We start from the raw sequence: 14207 nt of genomic DNA, 5'->3' as shown, positions 1-14207 counted from the left end.
CGGCTACGTGCGGTACTGGTGCTGGAAGGCGGCGTTGCGTGCGCGGCGGCGCGCTTCCACCGGGTCCACGACGTCGGGTGCAGGCGTCGGCACAGCGGGTTCCTCGGACCCGGACGGCGTCTGTCCGGCCTCGGACTTGCGGCGCATGTAGTCGATCCAGGACTGGGCTGAGAACCCGTCGGCGAGTTCGGTGAGCGCCCACACGAGGGCGTCCATCCGGTCCGGGCTGGTCCCGGACTGCGGGGTCCACGTGGTCATCTGGTCTTCGAGCTGCGCCAGCGGTCCGACGTGGTGGACGCGGTGCTGCTCGTACAGGGCGGCGACGGGTTCGGCGCGCTGGAGTTTGCCCCGGGACGCGGTGATGACCTTGATCGGGATGTCGGTTTGGACCTGGCGGATCGTGGACTCCACCATGTCGCCGCCGTAGTTGCGTTCGGCGACGATCCGGTCGGCGCCGAACTCCCGCCAGGCGGCCACTGCCCGGGATGCCCAGCCGTGCGGAGACAGGGAGCACGAGCGGTCGGCGAGGACGTACAGGTCGCCGTCAATGCCCTGCCCGGCGACGACGATGCCCTGCTCGTCGGCGTTCGGCCCTGTCCCGCCGGACGGGTCCACGGCGACGATGACGCGCCGTAGCTCAGGGGCATGCTCGACGCGGGTCTCGTCCAGGAGGCCGATGGTCCACAGTGCGCCTTCGACGTCGTCGAGGAGTTCGCCGAGGAGTTCCTGCCGGCCGATGCGGGTGCCTTCGTAGGCGGCAAGGACCTGCTCGCGGAACGAGGCTGCGAGGTTGCCGAGGTTGTCGTACGTGGAGCCGCGGGTGACGACCGTGGAAGGCCGTTCGAGGATGATGCGGGTGAGAGCGTTCGGCTTCGGCGTGGTCGTGACGACGCAGCGGGGGGCGTCGCCGAGGCGGAGGCCGAGCATCAGGTTGTTCCACGCCGTGTCGAGCACGTCGCCTTTGGGGGCGTCGGTCCAGGCTGCGGCCTCGTCCGCCCACGCGTAGTGGTGCTGCGGGCCACGAAGCTGGGAGGGCACCTCAGCTGAGTACGTCTGCGCCATGGACCCGTTGGACCATGTGAGGCGCCGTTTGGTGGACTGGTAGAGGGGGGCGTCTTCGTGGGCGACAGCGAGGATCCCGGACTCGCCTTCGATCATGACGTCGCGGACGTCCGCAGGGGTGCGGCCGACGAGGGCGATCCGGCAGCCGGGTTCGGCCATGGCCCGCTCCTGAACCCATTCGGCTGCGGAGCGGGTTTTCCCGGCGCCGCGGCCGGCGACGAACGCCCAGGTGAGCCACGCGCCGGCGGGTGGGAGTTGCTCGGGCCGGGCGATGTCCCGCCACTTCGGGTGGAAAGGCTTATCGAACGCGGCGGCCGCGTGCTCGAGCCAGTCGGGTGCGGTGGTCATCGGCCGCCTCCCCGGGTCAGGACGCGAGGGCTCGCAGGTGACGGGGGACGATCTCCGGCACCTTGGCCTGCTGCTCGACGGTCAAGCCGAGGTCGTCGAGGATCGCCCGGATGGCCTGAGCGACCAACTGGCCCTGCTGCTCGGCCAGGCGGACGCGGCGTTCCTCGATGCCGGCCTTGATGGCGGCGGTGGAGACCTTGACGAGGTGGTCGCGTTCTTCTTGGTAGAGGCGCAGCCAGATGTTGGGGGTGGCTTCCTCGGTCTGGCCCCAGTCCTGGCCGCCGGTCTTCTCCCGGGTCTTGCCCCACACGAGCGGGTGCTGGCCGTCCGTTCCGGTGGCTGTGTCCTCGATCTCCTGGACGCGTTCACGGAGCCAGGCGACGTGCCCGGCTGTCCACTGGACCTCGTCGAGGAGGGCTTCGGTCGCGGTGGTTTCGATCTTGCCGCCGTATGTCGCCACGGCCTTCCTCGCCTTCTCCTCGACGAGGCGTTCCTTGGCCTTGGCCTTGGCTTGGGGGGAAGATCCGCCGTGGAAGTGGCAGACGTCCTGGCCACGCATGGCGATACCGCCGCACTGGGCGCCGTCGCGGTTTTTGGAGCGGCGTTGGCAGCGGCGGTTCTTGCCGTCTGGGGTGTGCTCCTCAAGGTCGGGAGTGTCGGGCATGAGGGTCTCCGAGGGTCAGTCGCCGAACCAGGTCCAGGTGGGGGCGACTGTGTAGGTGAGGGTGATGGTCTGCCCGGCGGGGACGCGGACGGTGGCCGGGGTGGTGGTGAGGCCGGTGGGCTGCCCGCCGACAGCTATGGCGCTGACGGTGCCGCCGACGATGGTGACCATGGCGTCCGCGTTCAGCGTGTTGGCGTACGGGGTGCCGCTGGCTGGGACCGGGGGCTGGGCGGTGAAGCGTCCGACGGGGTTGTAGTTCTGGTTTCCGCGCAGGACGTTTCCGCTGCTGCTGATTCCCCAGTTGGTGATGTTGCCGCTGACCAGGTTGTTGAGGTAGGTGTTGGGGCCCTGCCCGCCGGACAGTTCCTTGATGCCCGATCCCTGCTGGGTGTGGGCGCCGGAGAATGCGTCGTAGTTCTGGCCGTCGTCCCGGGCGATGTTCCCGGCGAGGATGTTGCCGACGCAGTTGACGGTGTTGCCCTGGATCGTCGCCGAGTCCAGCCCGATGCCGCCATGGCCGTTGTTGACCACGGTGTTGTCGCTGATCTGGCTGTTGGTGACGCCGCGGATGTCCAACGCGCCGCCGAAGCCGCCGGGCCCGTTGTTGCTGGCGCAGCCGACGATGATGTTGTTCTTGACGTTCAGGCTGTCGCCACCCCAGAGGATGACGCCTTCGCCGTAGCAGCGGAGTACCTCGTTGTTGGAGAGGAGGACCCGCTTGCAGACGGCCTCGTTGACGACGTCGAGGCGCATGCCGATCGCGTAGGCGTCGGCGATGACGTTGCCGGAGACGACGCTGTCGGTGACCGCCTGGAGGAACAGGGCGGTGAAGTAGCCCTGAGTGGAGGGGGCGCCGGAGCACCGGTTGTTCACGATCTGGAGGTCGCTGCATTGGCCTGCGGCGATGGCCTGGTAGGAGGAGCCGTCGCCGGTGTTGTCCGGCGCGGTGATGGTGTTACCTGCGACGACGGTTCCGTAGGGCGGCTGGAGGCCACCGAAACTCCAGGCGATCAGGTCGATGCCGCGCAGGCCCGCCCGGTTGATGACGTTGCCGTAGATGGTGGTGCGGACCGCGCCGAGCAGCCGGATCCCGATGTCGGTACCGCCGGACAGCGAGTTGCCGACGATGGTGTTGTCCTCACACACCGCCTGCGAGACCTGCACCCTGTCGGCGTGCTGGAACGCGGTCGCCTTGGCCAGGGTGATGACGTTGCCGTTGATGGCGGTGACGTCGATCCGCTCGGTCTTCGGCCCGTCGACCAGTGTGTATCGGCCGCCGACCTGGAATTTCGTGCCGTCGGTGACCGTGGTCGTGGTGGAAGCGATGGCCAGCGCGGCGCCGTTGTTGGTGAAGACCGGGTACTGGGTGAGCTTCTGCCCGGTGTAGAGGGTGCCGACGCCGCCCGTGCAGCCCGTGAACGATGTGCCGGTGATCCCGGTGTAGGTGATCTGCTGCGCCCCAGCGCTGGAGAGCACCGTGAACTGGCCGGCCGTCGCGAACCCCGCGGTGGAGCCCACGTTCACCGTGGCGACGGGCAGCGGCACCGCGTTGGACCCGGAGGCAACCGTAGTGGCCACCTGGGCGGGGCCGCCGAAGGGGAGCGTGCCGCCAGCGGTGAGGTAGACGGCGGAGCCGTAGTTGGCGTTGCACTTGTTCGCCGAGATCGTGTCCCGAGCGCCACCCTCTACCGCGATCCCGTACCCGGCTTTGATGTCGTTCGGGATGCGCTGGACGTTGTCGCTGCTGACGTTGCCGGTGACCGTGCAGTCGTCGGAGAGGGTCAGGCAGACACCGGCCCATCCGGCGGCGGTGATCGTGTTGCCGGTGACAGTGATGTTGCTGGAGCACCACAGGCCGATGCCCTGGTCGTAGCCGTGCCAGATGACGTTGCCCTGGATCGTGCCGTACGAGCAGCCGTCTGTCTGCGCGCCGCCGGTCAGGATGTGGCTGCCGCAGCGGATAGGTGACTCCCATACGCCGTGGATGTTGCAGCCGGAGATCCGGAATCGCTTGCAGTTGAGGAGGTGGATGCCGTTCTGCTGGTCCTCCTCCGACAGGACGCGGCCAGCCACGGTGTTGCCGGCGCCGAGCGGCACGGTCTGCCACGGGGTGAGGTAAGCGCCCGGCGCCGCATACGGGCCGTACCCGTCGCTGAGCGTTCCGGCGCCGGAGGTGTAGCCGTTGGCCAGGTTCGCCGTGAAGGTGATGATGTCGTTGGCTGCCCCAGACCCGGGCGTGATCGACGCGATGACGAGGTCTTTGTCCTGCTGGTTCGCCTCGTTGCCCGAGTTGGCGGTGAGCCCGCCGAGCAGGTTGAGGCGCTGGCCCACAACGTAGGCTGCGCTCGCGCCGTGGGCGACTTGCACGGTGTTCTGCGCGGTCGCAGCGTTCGCGGCGAGCGGGGTGAGGGGGAACAGGCTGTCCCTGCGGCCGTCGATCGACAGGCCTTCGATCGCGAAGTCGGTGCAGTCCGCCACCGTAAGCACGTTCGCCGAGCCCTGGTTCGGGGCGGCCACGGTGTTCCCGGCGAGGGTGAGGATCGACCCGCGTTCGCCGCGGATCGTCCAGCCAGACAGGTTCTGTACGACGAGGCCCGTCGTCACATAGGTGCCGGGCGGAACGTACAGCGTTCCGCCGCCAGCCGTTCCCAGGGCGGTGAGGGCGTTGTTGATCGCCGTGGTGTCGTTGCTGACGCCGTCGCCCTTGGCACCGTAGTCCCGGACGTTGATGACCGGGGCGCCGGGGTTGACCCAGGTTCCGTCCGCCCGCAGGTACTGGGTCGTCGTCGCCGGTGAGACTGCGATCGGCGTGCCCTGGAGCTTTGCGACCGTGGGGTTCGGCAGCGTGCCGGACAGGTCGCCGCCCGCCGCAGCGCCGCTCTGGATCGCACCAGTGATGCGGGAGTCGTTACCCGCGGCCACCGTGCCTGCGGTCGTGCCGACGCTCAAGGTCGCGGCGCCACCGAGGCCAAGGTTGGTGCGGGCGGTGCCAGCGTTGTTCAGGTCGGAGAGGTTGTTCGCTGCGAGGAGAGCGCCGGCCGCCTGTGCAGTCATGGGTAGGCCGGTGGACGGCCAGACGCCGGCGGCGCGGGGCCCGTAGAGCTTGTTGGCGGCGGTGTCGATGTACCAGTCGCCGTCGATCCCGACCGTCGAGGTGGGCGCGCCGGTTCCGTTGAGGACCGAGTTGCCGCGGGGGCCGGAGGTGCCGCCGGACTGGACGATGACGTTCACCGGGGCTCCTCTCAGGCTGCGGCGACGAGGCTGGTGAAGAAGGTGCCGGCGACGACCGGTGTTGCGTCGGGCAGGCCCGGGTCCATCCACAGCGCGTACGGGTAGGCCGACTTGCCGAGGAGGGCGGTGGCGGTCGGTGAGAGGACGACCTGCACCGTGCTCGTGTTGGCTGTCACCGTGATGTAGCCCTGCGCGTTCGCCGCGGTGGAGGTGACGGCGACCTTGGCGGGCTCGGTTGTGTCGGTGACCGAGGGCCGTACGACGAACTCGAACGACTTGCCGTTGATGTTCATCAAGGTGCCGTCGTCGTTCTGCAGCGTGTACGTCTCCACCCACTGACCACCGGCCGATGCATTCGCCTGGACCTGGTTGGGGAGGACTGGCACCGCGTCACCCCCGACCAGTCAGTGGGCCTGCAGTACGTGGACGGTGGCGGGCAGGAGCCAGAGGCCGAGGCCCGCGTAGACCATGCGGTCCCGGTACGGCACTGCCGCGGGGACGACGGCGGCAAAGCCGAAGAGCACGAACGCGATCGTGTAGCAGAAGACCTCGAGCATCGGAATCAGCTCGCGGCGGGCGGCTGCTTGACGAGGGCCTCGACCTTCGCGACCGCTGCTTCGATGCGGGCGACGCCGTCCTTGAGGTCCGTGGTGACGGCGGTCTCGACACGGGTCGCAGCGTCCTTGAAGTCGGCCGTGATGCCGGTGCGGAGGTCGGCCAGGACGGGCTTCACGCCTTCGACGAGGGCCGCCTCCACCTTCTCGTAGTGGTTGAGGAGGCTGCGGGCTTCGTCGGCGAGGTGGTGTCCCTCGTTCTGGAGCTGGGTGACGAGGTCGTGGAAACGGCCGGTGAGTACGGACATGACGGTTCTCCTTGTTGAGGGTTGTGGTGGTGCGGAATGCAGTGGAGATCAGGACCAGGTGTCGACCTCGACGTAGGTGATGTCGATCTGGTCCCAGGTGCCGGGGGCGGCCTGCTCGCCGTCCAGCGACGATTCGTTCTGCACGTCCCAGTCCATGGCCACGCTCGGGCTGTGCCGGCTGACGCCGACCGTGTGGCCGTCGATCGCGAAGGTCACGGACGTCGGCGTCCAGGACGTCGTGTAGGTGTGCCAGTTGCTCCACGACGCCCGGGAGCCGTATGCGTCCTGTCCCCCGCAGTTCGCGGGGTGGTCGTACGCGGATGGGGCTACGTCGTGGCTGTTCTCCGGGAAGTCGATCTCGCTGCATCCGCCTGCGTTGTTGTCGACGGGCCACAGCAACTGTGCGCTCTTGAAGCCGCGCCCGACGTGGGAGACGCGCTCACGGATCAGGTACCGGCCGTAGCGGAGGCCCATCGCGTGCTTCGGTACGACGGTGGCGGAGTGCACGTCGCCACCGGTATTCGGCCGGTACATGCGGATATGCATCTGCCCGTCACCCCAGGCGCTGGGCGCTACCCAGACGGTGTCCTCGGGGTGGTAGGTACCGCCGACCTTGTAGACGCCGAGCTGGCCGCTCTTCGCGGTGTCCGGCCAGTCGTTGGGGTACGCCCACCAGTTCGCCCGTGTCGTCCCGGTGAGGCCACCGCAGTAGGCCTGTGCGGTGTCCGTGTTGTGGTTGCATTCGCTGAATCCGCCGAGGAAGACGCGCTGGTTGAACGAGTCGGACCACAGGTAGCGGAAGCCGGGCGCGGCCGCTCGGGCTGGGGCGGCGTTGACGCCGAGGAGCGCGAGGGCTGCGGCGGAGACGAGGGCGAGGCGACGCAGCATGGACACCTCCCCAAGGGTTGAAGTCCCGCCGCTCGTGGCGGGGGCCCAACGGGCGGCGGGACGGGGAGTCCGCCGCCGGCTGCGACCCTCAGCACAGGGGCGGCGGCGGACGGCTGGGGTGGGTCAGGCGGCTGCGTGGGTGCGGCCCGCGCGCTGCCGGGTGGCCTGCTCGACGCGGAGGACGTCGAGGGCGCGGTAGCGGGGCCAGCCGGTGCGGTTGACGGGCTTGAGCTTGCCGCGCTTCTTCCACTGGTAGATCACGCTCGGGGTGACGCCTGCAGCCTCGGCTGCTTCGGCGGTTGTCCAGAGGGTGTGGTCGAGGCTTCCTTCGAGGTACATGCCGCCTCCTTCGGGAACGCGAAAGGGCCCCGGAACGTGTCCGGGGCCCTTTCGGAGGCATAGGTATCCGTCGCAAATCTGACATGCCGACTTGATCATTGTCAAGTCAATGCCCCGAACTCGTCATTTCCTCGGTCCAGCCGTAGCCCTCGGCGAACAGACGGACTCGCCGCTGGACGCGTTCGTCTCGGCCGCAATTGCAGGCGCCGGGATGGTAGTTCCGACCGCCGTCTCGTTCGGCAGTGGCGGCGGGGCAGGTGTAGGCGGGGTCTTCGACGACGTTGTGCTGCTCGGTGAGGAGGTCGTCGAGCAGCTGCCGGTCGACGGCGATCCGGCGCAGCACGGCGGCCGGGTTGTTCGCGGCGATGAACACCGCGTCGGTCCACCAGACGACGCCTCCGCCCTCGTAGCCGTGGCCGACCACGTTGGTTTCGTCGTACGTGCCGATGGAGGCTTCGAAGTCGTCGCCCCACGTGTATTTGTGCGCGGTCCACGGGCCTGGCGTGGCCGCCGCCTTGGAGATCCGTTCGGCTTCGTCCATGGCCGCACGTAGCCACGTCACCATCTGGTCCGTGTCCGTCACCGCTGCTCCTCTTCGTGCAAGGCAACGCAGCAGCAGACGTGGGGTAGGTCCTGATAGCCCGCTGCGGCGTCCTGCGTGCAGGAGTCGCAGTGGCTGCCACGGTGGTGCTCGGTCTCTGAGTAGTAGTCGTCGGAGTTCCAGTGGACGGTGAGCTGGTCACGGAACCGCCTGAACCAGCGCACCTGGGATCGTGGCCCCCACTTGGCCACTACGTCGGGGACGCGGCCGTCAACCGGTGGGTTCTTCGGCTGGTAAGTCGGGTCTTCCAGGGGTGCCAGTGTCACCGTTCCTCACCCCACTCGATCACGGTGACGGGCCCGTAGTTCCCGGCGACCTTCGTCCACGACTCGGCGTCGGCCCACTCCCGCATGTCGCTGTCGGCGGGCTCCCACGCCACCGGCCTGTCCTCGTACCTGCTCCACAGGGTGCCAGCCGCCGTGCGCACGATGGTGCCCACTGGCGGCTCGGGATCGGCGGACGTCAAGGTCTGGCTGGCGGGGGAATGTACCTGCATCGGATCGGCCCGCAGTTCGTGGTGTTCGAGCCGGGCGAATGCTGCCTCCAGCGTCTCGCGCGTCAGGTAGCCCGCGGCGACTGGCCGGGGCTCGACGGGCGCGCCCGGGTCCGCAAGGAAGTACTGGTCGGCTTCCGCCAAAACCGCGTCACCGTTGCTGGCGGGGAACTCGTCGTTCATCCCGCCAGTATGTGGCCGGTGCCGCTACGACGTTCCGCCTTCTCGCATCGTTACGTAGACGCCGGCAATGTCCTGGCAGTCCATTTTGGGGGACCCGGCCGGGATGGACTGGTTGAGGTGGACAAGCGCGCTGTAGTCCGTCTCGTCGTCTACGCCGTTCTTCCGGAGGAGTTCGACCATGGCGTTCGCGATGGCCGCTATCTCCTTCGGTGTCTGCTTGCACTTCGGTGTGAGTGCGTCGAGGGCGGTCTGGTAGCTGCTGGGGTCTCGTTTGTCGCCGTCGAGGTCGGCGAGCATTTGCGCGGGGCTGCCGGTTTGCGCTGGGGTCCCAGCCTTCGCGGGTGCGGCTCCCTTGCTGGTGCTGTGCGAGTTGCTGGTCGTGCTGTCGTTCTTGCTGCCGCTGCTGACTGCGCCGGCGACGATCCCCATGATGATGAACAGGCCGACGATGCCGAGGCAGCCGAGGCCCACGACTTTCCCTGCGCGGCGCTTCTTCGGCGTCGGCGGCGGGGGTGCGCCCCACATGGGTTGGGTCTGTGCGTTCCACTGCGACTGCGACGGTTGTTGCGGCTGGTTTGCCCATCCGGGCTGGTGCTGGCTCACGTGGCCCCCCTGTGCTGAATTCCGTGATGGGTGAATGTAGTGGGTGTGAGGACGGCGTAAAGGCGATGCGGGAGATTCGTGACACGACTGGGAAGAACGGCATGGATTGGACGCGATGGGGCCGCGACCGTCACCGTCAGGCGGCTCGGGCCATGCGGGTTTGGTCGGCGAGTCGGCGGGTGTGCTCGTGGTACTCCCCCGGCGTGAGGAGGAGTTGGCAGTTGATGTTGCGGCATTCGATGTAGTCATCGCCGTCGGCCCGGTACAGGGTGAGCAGCTCGCACCGCGGGCAGGGAATGCGGTGGTGCTCGAGGCGCGAGTCGCGGCGGGTAAAGCGTTGGGCGGTGCGGTGCCAGCCGTGGATCTGGGCGGCCGGGTTGGCGGACAGCCGGTCGTGGATTTCGTGGGCGGCGGGGTGTTGGGCGAGGGCCCAGTCGAGGTGGGCTCCCAGGAAGGTGACGGCGCCGGCGGCGTTGCGGGCTTCGGTGCCGCGGCTGGGCCGGTGCCGGAGGTGGCGGAGTTCGCGGATGTCGTCCTCCAGCTCCAGGAGCCCACCGACGATGTGGTCCGTCAGGAGCCGGGAGGCTTGTCCGGGCCAGGATGCGACGGCGGCCCGGCCGATGGTGCCGGTCGTCTTGGGTGCGGTGCCGTGCAGCGCCTCCAGCCCTATCGCCACGATCAGCTCAGGCAGTTCGGCGAGTTGGGCGTGGGTGCGGCTGGTGCAGCGGGGGCAGTGGACGGGCTGGCCCCAGGTGACGGGGATGTCGTGCTCGGTGCCGTCGGTGGCGAGCTGGGCTTCGGCGAGACGCCAGGCGTTGTTGCACGGACCCGGGCAGCAGGTAGGCGCGGCGGTCACTAGTCCCCCTTGATGTCGTGGGCGGTCGCGCAGTTGGAGCGGTCTGCGGTTTCCAGGCGGAGCGCCGAGACAAGGTCGCGAACGGAGCTGGCGAGTTCGTGCAGGGCGCCCACGATCTGTTCCTCGGTGGAAGGGGGAGGTGGTGGCAGGCCTCTGCGCCTGCGGTGGTAGTTCGGGTCGTGCGCGCCAGCGATGCAGTCCGCGCAGGGGGCGGGCTGGCTGTTTTGCTTCCAGCCGGTGTCGGCGCGGTCCGAGTCGAGCGGGGTGAAGTGCGCGGGCACCGTGACGGTGCCGCCGTCGACGAGCAGCGTCCAGGTGCCGTCGGCCTTCCGTGACCAGCCCGGTGCGGCGGGCCCGGCGTCGCGGTGGGGTATCGCGCCGTCGTGTTCGTCGTCCCACACGTACCGGCCGCCGCGTTTGGCGTAGGCACTGGCGTGGAGGGCTCCGTACTCGCCGTTGTGGCCGACGCGGAACGCACACCGGTAGGTGGTGTCGTTGGTCCGGACGTGAATGCTGGCAGTGCACGGCGAGAGGTCGGCGTGGGCGGTGGTCACGTGGTCGTCGACCCGGTTGCGGGGCAGTGTCTCGGGGCAGTGCGGGCAGCGCTCGCGGATCAGATCGTCGGCTTCGGTCGCTTGGGTCGCTGGCACCCGGGCGGGCGAAGTTCCGGGTCCGGGCCAGTTGCCGACGATGCGGAGGATGGCCTCCCGGGTGCGGCGGCCGTCGTCGTCGCTTGTGGCCGCGTACTCGCGGACGCTGTCGACGGCGCCCTCGGCGTTGAGTGCCCGTACCAGGGTGCTGTTGTACAGGGCTGCGGACGCCACCATGCGGCGGTCGAGGAGCGTGTTCGTGCTTCTGGTGGCGATATCGCCGTGGAGCAGCTCGTCAACGGCGGATGGGTTGGGGCAGACGTCGAGGGAACAGGTGACGTGCCCGCCGTCGCCGACGAGCAGGGATGTGGTGCCGCAGGCGGGGCAGCGGCCTTGGACGATGGGGCTGGTCATCCGTTGCCCCGGGCGCCGACGGTGATGATGGCGATGATGATCTGGAGGGCCTGGGCCTCAGTGAAGCCGGCTTCCATGTGGGCTACGAACAGTTCGTGGAGTTGGGTGGCGCCTTCGGCGAGTGCGGTGATGGGGTCCTGCGGGGTGTCAGCCACGGCTCCTCCTTGAATGCTGGCGCCGGGCACGCAGGATCGCGATCTTCAGCCCGAACCGGGTGCGGGCGTTTCCGGTGGCTACGCGATCGAGGCCGGCCCATGCCTCCCAGCGCCACGGGCCGGTGCCGTACACCTCGACGTCGAAGTCGCCGGTCAGCGGCAGAGGCTTGACGGGACCCCAGGTTCCGTCAGGGTTCTGGCGCAGTACGCCATTCCTCCCGACCGTGCATTCGGGGTGGGGGTGAACTTCCTCGCCTTGCTCCTCGTAGCAGAGGCCGCAGTCGAGTAGTCGGTCGATGTGCTTGCGGTAGGTCTCGGCGAGTCCGCAGAGCAGGCAGGCGCCGGTTACATCATCCCGAACAAAGCGGTGGCGGATGTCTTGGGCGTCTCCTGCTGTGCCGTCGATTCCGGCGGCACGTCGGGCGGGGTCGCCTTGGTCCTGAAAGTTGTGGGTGTCGGGCACGGCGGGCCTTCCGGGACGTGAGGGTGTGTCCACGGTGATGCTGCCGCGCATGATCCGACCTGTCAGAAACGCTTCCCCTCACGCAGGGCCGTCGTCATGCGGCGGGGTCTGCAGGCGGAAGTCTCGTGTGGCCTGCTGCATCATCTGCCGGTTGGCGGCTTCCAGTGCTTGTTCGTCGATGACGAGGAACTGGCCTTCCGGGCAGGCAAGGCTGGCGAGCACGGTGACGTGGTCGTAGCCGCGTTGGTCGATGAGTGCGCGGACTTCGGCGGCGCGGTGAGGTTCGCAGATGACGGTGCGTTTGGCGTCGCCTTGGATCTGGTCCCAGAACCGGATGTCGTTGACGAGGTCGTCGTATGCGCTCATGGGGTGGGCTCCTCGTCCGGGCGGGCCGGGCCCGCGCTGTTCGTCGGGCGCGGGGCGATGAGGTCGGCGGCGCGGTCGGCGTCTTCCCACATGTAGAACGGCGAGGGTTCTCCAGCGAGGCGCTTTTCGCCGTCCTGGCCCCACGCACGGAGCTTCTCCGCCAGCTCATTTGCGAAGGCGTCGAGGTTGGCTTCGGCTCGCGGTGTGCTCAGTCCGGTCTGTTGCAGGTAGGCGAGCAGTCTGTCGCGTGCGCTCATGGGGTCCATCCTCGCTGGTTCATGGGGTTGTCGGGGCGTGGTGAGGGCTCATGGGGTGGGCGGTCGGGGTCTGCTGGAGGTCGTATTGCGGGGCTGGTGCGAGGACGAGGTAGGCGAAGAGGGCGGCGAGGGCCCAGCAGATGGCGGTCATGGGCGTGGTCCTGGGGTGGGTTGGTTGCCGGGTCGGGGGGTGGTTCGGATGCGGCCGCTGGGGTCGAGGATGCCGTCGGCTGTGGCGAGGTGGTGGAGGGCTCGGCGGAGGACGCTGCGGAGGGGTTCGCGGGTGCGTCGGTAGGCGGCGAGGATGTTGGCGGATTGGGGGTCGGGGATCCAGCGGAGTGGGGTGGGGGCCATGGTTCCTCCGGGTGTGGGTCGGCCCCCGCTGCCCGGGGGGAGTTGGGCGGCGGGGGCCGTGGTGCCTGGGGTCGGGTGGGACGGGCCGGGTCCCCGGGCGGTCGTTTTGATGCTGGCGTATGGGCGGGGGTTTGTCCGAGGTGCTTCCCCCCTGGCTACTCCCCCGGTTCGGTGCCGGGGCCGAGTCCGTAGGTGCCGCGGTCCGGGCCGGAGTGGATCTGCCCGGTCTTCTTGAGGCGGGTGAGGGCGCCGTTGAGGGTGGTTTCCTTCAAGTCGGCGAGTCGGCAGATGTCGTCCTTGTGCAGGTAAACGGGTTGTTCCGAGTCCTGAAACGCCTTCAAGATTTCGAGGATCTTCTCCACCGCAATAGGTGGCCGTTCGACGTGCATGCGTGGTGCGGGGATGGTGACTGGCTCGGCTTCATCGGGTGGCAGAAGAGGCTGCCGTAGAGCACTGTCTGCTTCCTTCCGGCGGGCGATGTACTCCTGAACGCGTGGGGAGAGGATGAACCACTCGGTGTTGCCGATGCGGTCGTCTGCGAAGTGGTCGTGCAGAGCGTTCTCGAGGTTGCTTCCACCTTGCAGGAGGAGAGCTGCATTGGCCTTACGGAGAGCTAGTGCGCCTACTCGTGCGGTGATGTTGGTGCTGGTGCCGATCTTCACTCTGTCGCCGTTGGTGAGGAAGTAGACCACCGATGGGTGGGAGGCCTGCTGCCACACGCTGTTGGGGGCGACCCGGGTTCGTTCTACGTCTGCTCTGTCGGTGGCCAGAGCGGTTCGGGCGTTGGCGTGGAGGAGGTCTGTGACGTTGAGCGAGATAGTGAGGGCGTGCTCGCTGCATAGGGGGATCGGGTTCGTGATGAAGGACTGTTCCTCGCAGTCGGGCACGATGCACGCTCTCGGGTTCATCAGATCTCCTCCGTCCCGGCTGGAAGGTGGTTGCGGGTGCTGGCCCAGATCCCGCGGGTGTTGCTGTTCACGGTGCGGTGGTCCTGGATGACGTTGCCGTTGTAGTGGTGGTGGTGCGTGGTCGGCGCGGCTTCCACGACTTCCTTGGCACGCTTGACGAGGCGGGACAGGGCGAGGATCGGGACGGCGAGGGCTGCGGGGGCGGCGATGATGAGGCCGACGACGGTGGGGTTGGCGTGGCCGGAGGCCCAGATGATGCCGGTGGCGGTGCCTCCGAGGGCGACGGTGAGGACGCTGCTGGTGAGGATCGTGGTGTTGAGGTCGACGGCTCGCTGGCTCATGGGGGGCCGGCCGGGCTGGGGCACGGGCGGGTTGAGGCCGTAGGCGGGGACGGGGGTGGAGTCCTTGTAGGAGGTCGGGATGTTGTAGGGGCGTCCTTCGAGGATGGCGCGGTCGTAGTCGTTCCAGATCTGGTTGGTCTGGTCGGTGGTGGGGGTGGGCTGCCCGGCCTGGGTGGCGTGGGGCTGCCGCGCGGTGGGGTCGGGCAGGAGGTTCACGGGGATGGGTTTC

Annotated in this window: 20 protein-coding genes; all 20 read right to left on the bottom strand. The window is 68.5% G+C overall.

Translation table 11 applies throughout. The features are described from left to right. Positions 1-3: 3 nt before the first annotated feature. Positions 4-1410 (bottom strand): DNA-packaging protein, encoded by a 1407-nt coding sequence (locus ACFC8N_RS42870; RefSeq protein ID WP_376295091.1) that lies wholly within the window; start codon positions 1408-1410, stop codon positions 4-6. Positions 1411-1426: 16 nt separating this feature from the next. After that, positions 1427-2074: a hypothetical protein gene (locus ACFC8N_RS42865; RefSeq protein WP_376295090.1), complete on the bottom strand. Its 648-nt coding sequence runs from the start codon at positions 2072-2074 to the stop codon at positions 1427-1429. Positions 2075-2089: 15 nt separating this feature from the next. Then, a complete protein-coding gene (locus tag ACFC8N_RS42860; RefSeq protein ID WP_376295089.1) occupies positions 2090-5305 on the bottom strand; it encodes a right-handed parallel beta-helix repeat-containing protein in 3216 nt (1071 codons plus the stop codon). An 11-nt stretch (positions 5306-5316) separates the two neighbouring features. Then, positions 5317-5691 carry a hypothetical protein gene (locus ACFC8N_RS42855; protein ID WP_376295088.1) on the bottom strand — a complete coding sequence of 125 codons (375 nt, stop codon included), beginning with the start codon at positions 5689-5691 and terminating at the stop codon, positions 5317-5319. A gap of 18 nt (positions 5692-5709) precedes the next feature. After that, on the bottom strand, positions 5710-5862 hold the full coding sequence (locus tag ACFC8N_RS42850) for a hypothetical protein (protein ID WP_376295087.1): 153 nt from the start codon (positions 5860-5862) through the stop codon (positions 5710-5712). Between the two features lie 5 nt (positions 5863-5867). Beyond that, positions 5868-6167: a hypothetical protein gene (locus ACFC8N_RS42845; RefSeq protein WP_376295086.1), complete on the bottom strand. Its 300-nt coding sequence runs from the start codon at positions 6165-6167 to the stop codon at positions 5868-5870. A gap of 48 nt (positions 6168-6215) precedes the next feature. Further along, positions 6216-7055 carry a glycoside hydrolase family 16 protein gene (locus ACFC8N_RS42840; protein ID WP_376295085.1) on the bottom strand — a complete coding sequence of 280 codons (840 nt, stop codon included), beginning with the start codon at positions 7053-7055 and terminating at the stop codon, positions 6216-6218. Between the two features lie 123 nt (positions 7056-7178). Next, on the bottom strand, positions 7179-7394 hold the full coding sequence (locus tag ACFC8N_RS42835) for a MerR family transcriptional regulator (RefSeq protein ID WP_376295084.1): 216 nt from the start codon (positions 7392-7394) through the stop codon (positions 7179-7181). Between the two features lie 106 nt (positions 7395-7500). Further along, a complete protein-coding gene (locus ACFC8N_RS42830) occupies positions 7501-7977 on the bottom strand; it encodes a DUF6221 family protein (RefSeq protein ID WP_376295082.1) in 477 nt (158 codons plus the stop codon). A gap of 280 nt (positions 7978-8257) precedes the next feature. Then, positions 8258-8671, bottom strand: coding sequence for a hypothetical protein (locus ACFC8N_RS42825; protein ID WP_376295081.1), 414 nt, complete (start codon positions 8669-8671; stop codon positions 8258-8260). Between the two features lie 24 nt (positions 8672-8695). Next, positions 8696-9274 carry a hypothetical protein gene (locus ACFC8N_RS42820; protein ID WP_376295079.1) on the bottom strand — a complete coding sequence of 193 codons (579 nt, stop codon included), beginning with the start codon at positions 9272-9274 and terminating at the stop codon, positions 8696-8698. A gap of 136 nt (positions 9275-9410) precedes the next feature. Beyond that, positions 9411-10130, bottom strand: coding sequence for a hypothetical protein (locus ACFC8N_RS42815; protein ID WP_376295078.1), 720 nt, complete (start codon positions 10128-10130; stop codon positions 9411-9413). After that, positions 10130-11134 (bottom strand): hypothetical protein, encoded by a 1005-nt coding sequence (locus ACFC8N_RS42810; RefSeq protein WP_376295077.1) that lies wholly within the window; start codon positions 11132-11134, stop codon positions 10130-10132. The genes ACFC8N_RS42815 and ACFC8N_RS42810 overlap by 1 nt, the downstream gene beginning before the upstream one ends. Next, on the bottom strand, positions 11131-11289 hold the full coding sequence (locus ACFC8N_RS42805) for a hypothetical protein (protein ID WP_376295076.1): 159 nt from the start codon (positions 11287-11289) through the stop codon (positions 11131-11133). The genes ACFC8N_RS42810 and ACFC8N_RS42805 overlap by 4 nt, the downstream gene beginning before the upstream one ends. Further along, positions 11282-11803, bottom strand: a complete 522-nt coding sequence (locus ACFC8N_RS42800; protein WP_376295075.1) for a hypothetical protein — start codon at positions 11801-11803, stop codon at positions 11282-11284. The genes ACFC8N_RS42805 and ACFC8N_RS42800 overlap by 8 nt, the downstream gene beginning before the upstream one ends. Before the next feature lie 27 nt (positions 11804-11830). Next, positions 11831-12118 carry a hypothetical protein gene (locus tag ACFC8N_RS42795; protein WP_376295073.1) on the bottom strand — a complete coding sequence of 96 codons (288 nt, stop codon included), beginning with the start codon at positions 12116-12118 and terminating at the stop codon, positions 11831-11833. Next, a complete protein-coding gene (locus tag ACFC8N_RS42790; RefSeq protein WP_376295071.1) occupies positions 12115-12375 on the bottom strand; it encodes a hypothetical protein in 261 nt (86 codons plus the stop codon). Before ACFC8N_RS42790 ends, ACFC8N_RS42795 begins: the two co-directional genes overlap by 4 nt. Before the next feature lie 19 nt (positions 12376-12394). Beyond that, positions 12395-12526: a hypothetical protein gene (locus ACFC8N_RS42785; RefSeq protein ID WP_376295070.1), complete on the bottom strand. Its 132-nt coding sequence runs from the start codon at positions 12524-12526 to the stop codon at positions 12395-12397. Positions 12527-12884: 358 nt separating this feature from the next. Beyond that, on the bottom strand, positions 12885-13637 hold the full coding sequence (locus tag ACFC8N_RS42780; protein ID WP_376295068.1) for a GIY-YIG nuclease family protein: 753 nt from the start codon (positions 13635-13637) through the stop codon (positions 12885-12887). Further along, on the bottom strand, positions 13637-14194 hold the full coding sequence (locus tag ACFC8N_RS42775) for a hypothetical protein (protein ID WP_376295067.1): 558 nt from the start codon (positions 14192-14194) through the stop codon (positions 13637-13639). The genes ACFC8N_RS42780 and ACFC8N_RS42775 overlap by 1 nt, the downstream gene beginning before the upstream one ends. Positions 14195-14207: the final 13 nt, after the last annotated feature.

Origin of the sequence: Streptomyces sp. NPDC055966 (assembly GCF_042269865.1) — a bacterium.
Classification (GTDB): domain Bacteria; phylum Actinomycetota; class Actinomycetes; order Streptomycetales; family Streptomycetaceae; genus Streptomyces.
Note: the sequence above shows the minus strand (reverse complement) of the source record. Positions and strands in the feature narration are given on the sequence as shown.

Bases quoted from the DNA above. Each gene is read 5' to 3' on its own strand.
- ACFC8N_RS42870 (WP_376295091.1), bottom strand. From the start codon at position 1,410: ATGACCACCGCACCCGACTGGCTCGAGCACGCGGCCGCCGCGTTCGAT.
- ACFC8N_RS42865 (WP_376295090.1), bottom strand. From the start codon at position 2,074: ATGCCCGACACTCCCGACCTTGAGGAGCACACCCCAGACGGCAAGAAC.
- ACFC8N_RS42850 (WP_376295087.1), bottom strand. From the start codon at position 5,862: ATGCTCGAGGTCTTCTGCTACACGATCGCGTTCGTGCTCTTCGGCTTT.
- ACFC8N_RS42845 (WP_376295086.1), bottom strand. From the start codon at position 6,167: ATGTCCGTACTCACCGGCCGTTTCCACGACCTCGTCACCCAGCTCCAG.
- ACFC8N_RS42840 (WP_376295085.1), bottom strand. From the start codon at position 7,055: ATGCTGCGTCGCCTCGCCCTCGTCTCCGCCGCAGCCCTCGCGCTCCTC.
- ACFC8N_RS42835 (WP_376295084.1), bottom strand. From the start codon at position 7,394: ATGTACCTCGAAGGAAGCCTCGACCACACCCTCTGGACAACCGCCGAA.
- ACFC8N_RS42825 (WP_376295081.1), bottom strand. From the start codon at position 8,671: ATGAACGACGAGTTCCCCGCCAGCAACGGTGACGCGGTTTTGGCGGAA.
- ACFC8N_RS42810 (WP_376295077.1), bottom strand. From the start codon at position 11,134: ATGACCAGCCCCATCGTCCAAGGCCGCTGCCCCGCCTGCGGCACCACA.
- ACFC8N_RS42800 (WP_376295075.1), bottom strand. From the start codon at position 11,803: ATGCGCGGCAGCATCACCGTGGACACACCCTCACGTCCCGGAAGGCCC.
- ACFC8N_RS42795 (WP_376295073.1), bottom strand. From the start codon at position 12,118: ATGAGCGCATACGACGACCTCGTCAACGACATCCGGTTCTGGGACCAG.
- ACFC8N_RS42790 (WP_376295071.1), bottom strand. From the start codon at position 12,375: ATGAGCGCACGCGACAGACTGCTCGCCTACCTGCAACAGACCGGACTG.
- ACFC8N_RS42785 (WP_376295070.1), bottom strand. From the start codon at position 12,526: ATGACCGCCATCTGCTGGGCCCTCGCCGCCCTCTTCGCCTACCTCGTC.
- ACFC8N_RS42780 (WP_376295068.1), bottom strand. From the start codon at position 13,637: ATGAACCCGAGAGCGTGCATCGTGCCCGACTGCGAGGAACAGTCCTTC.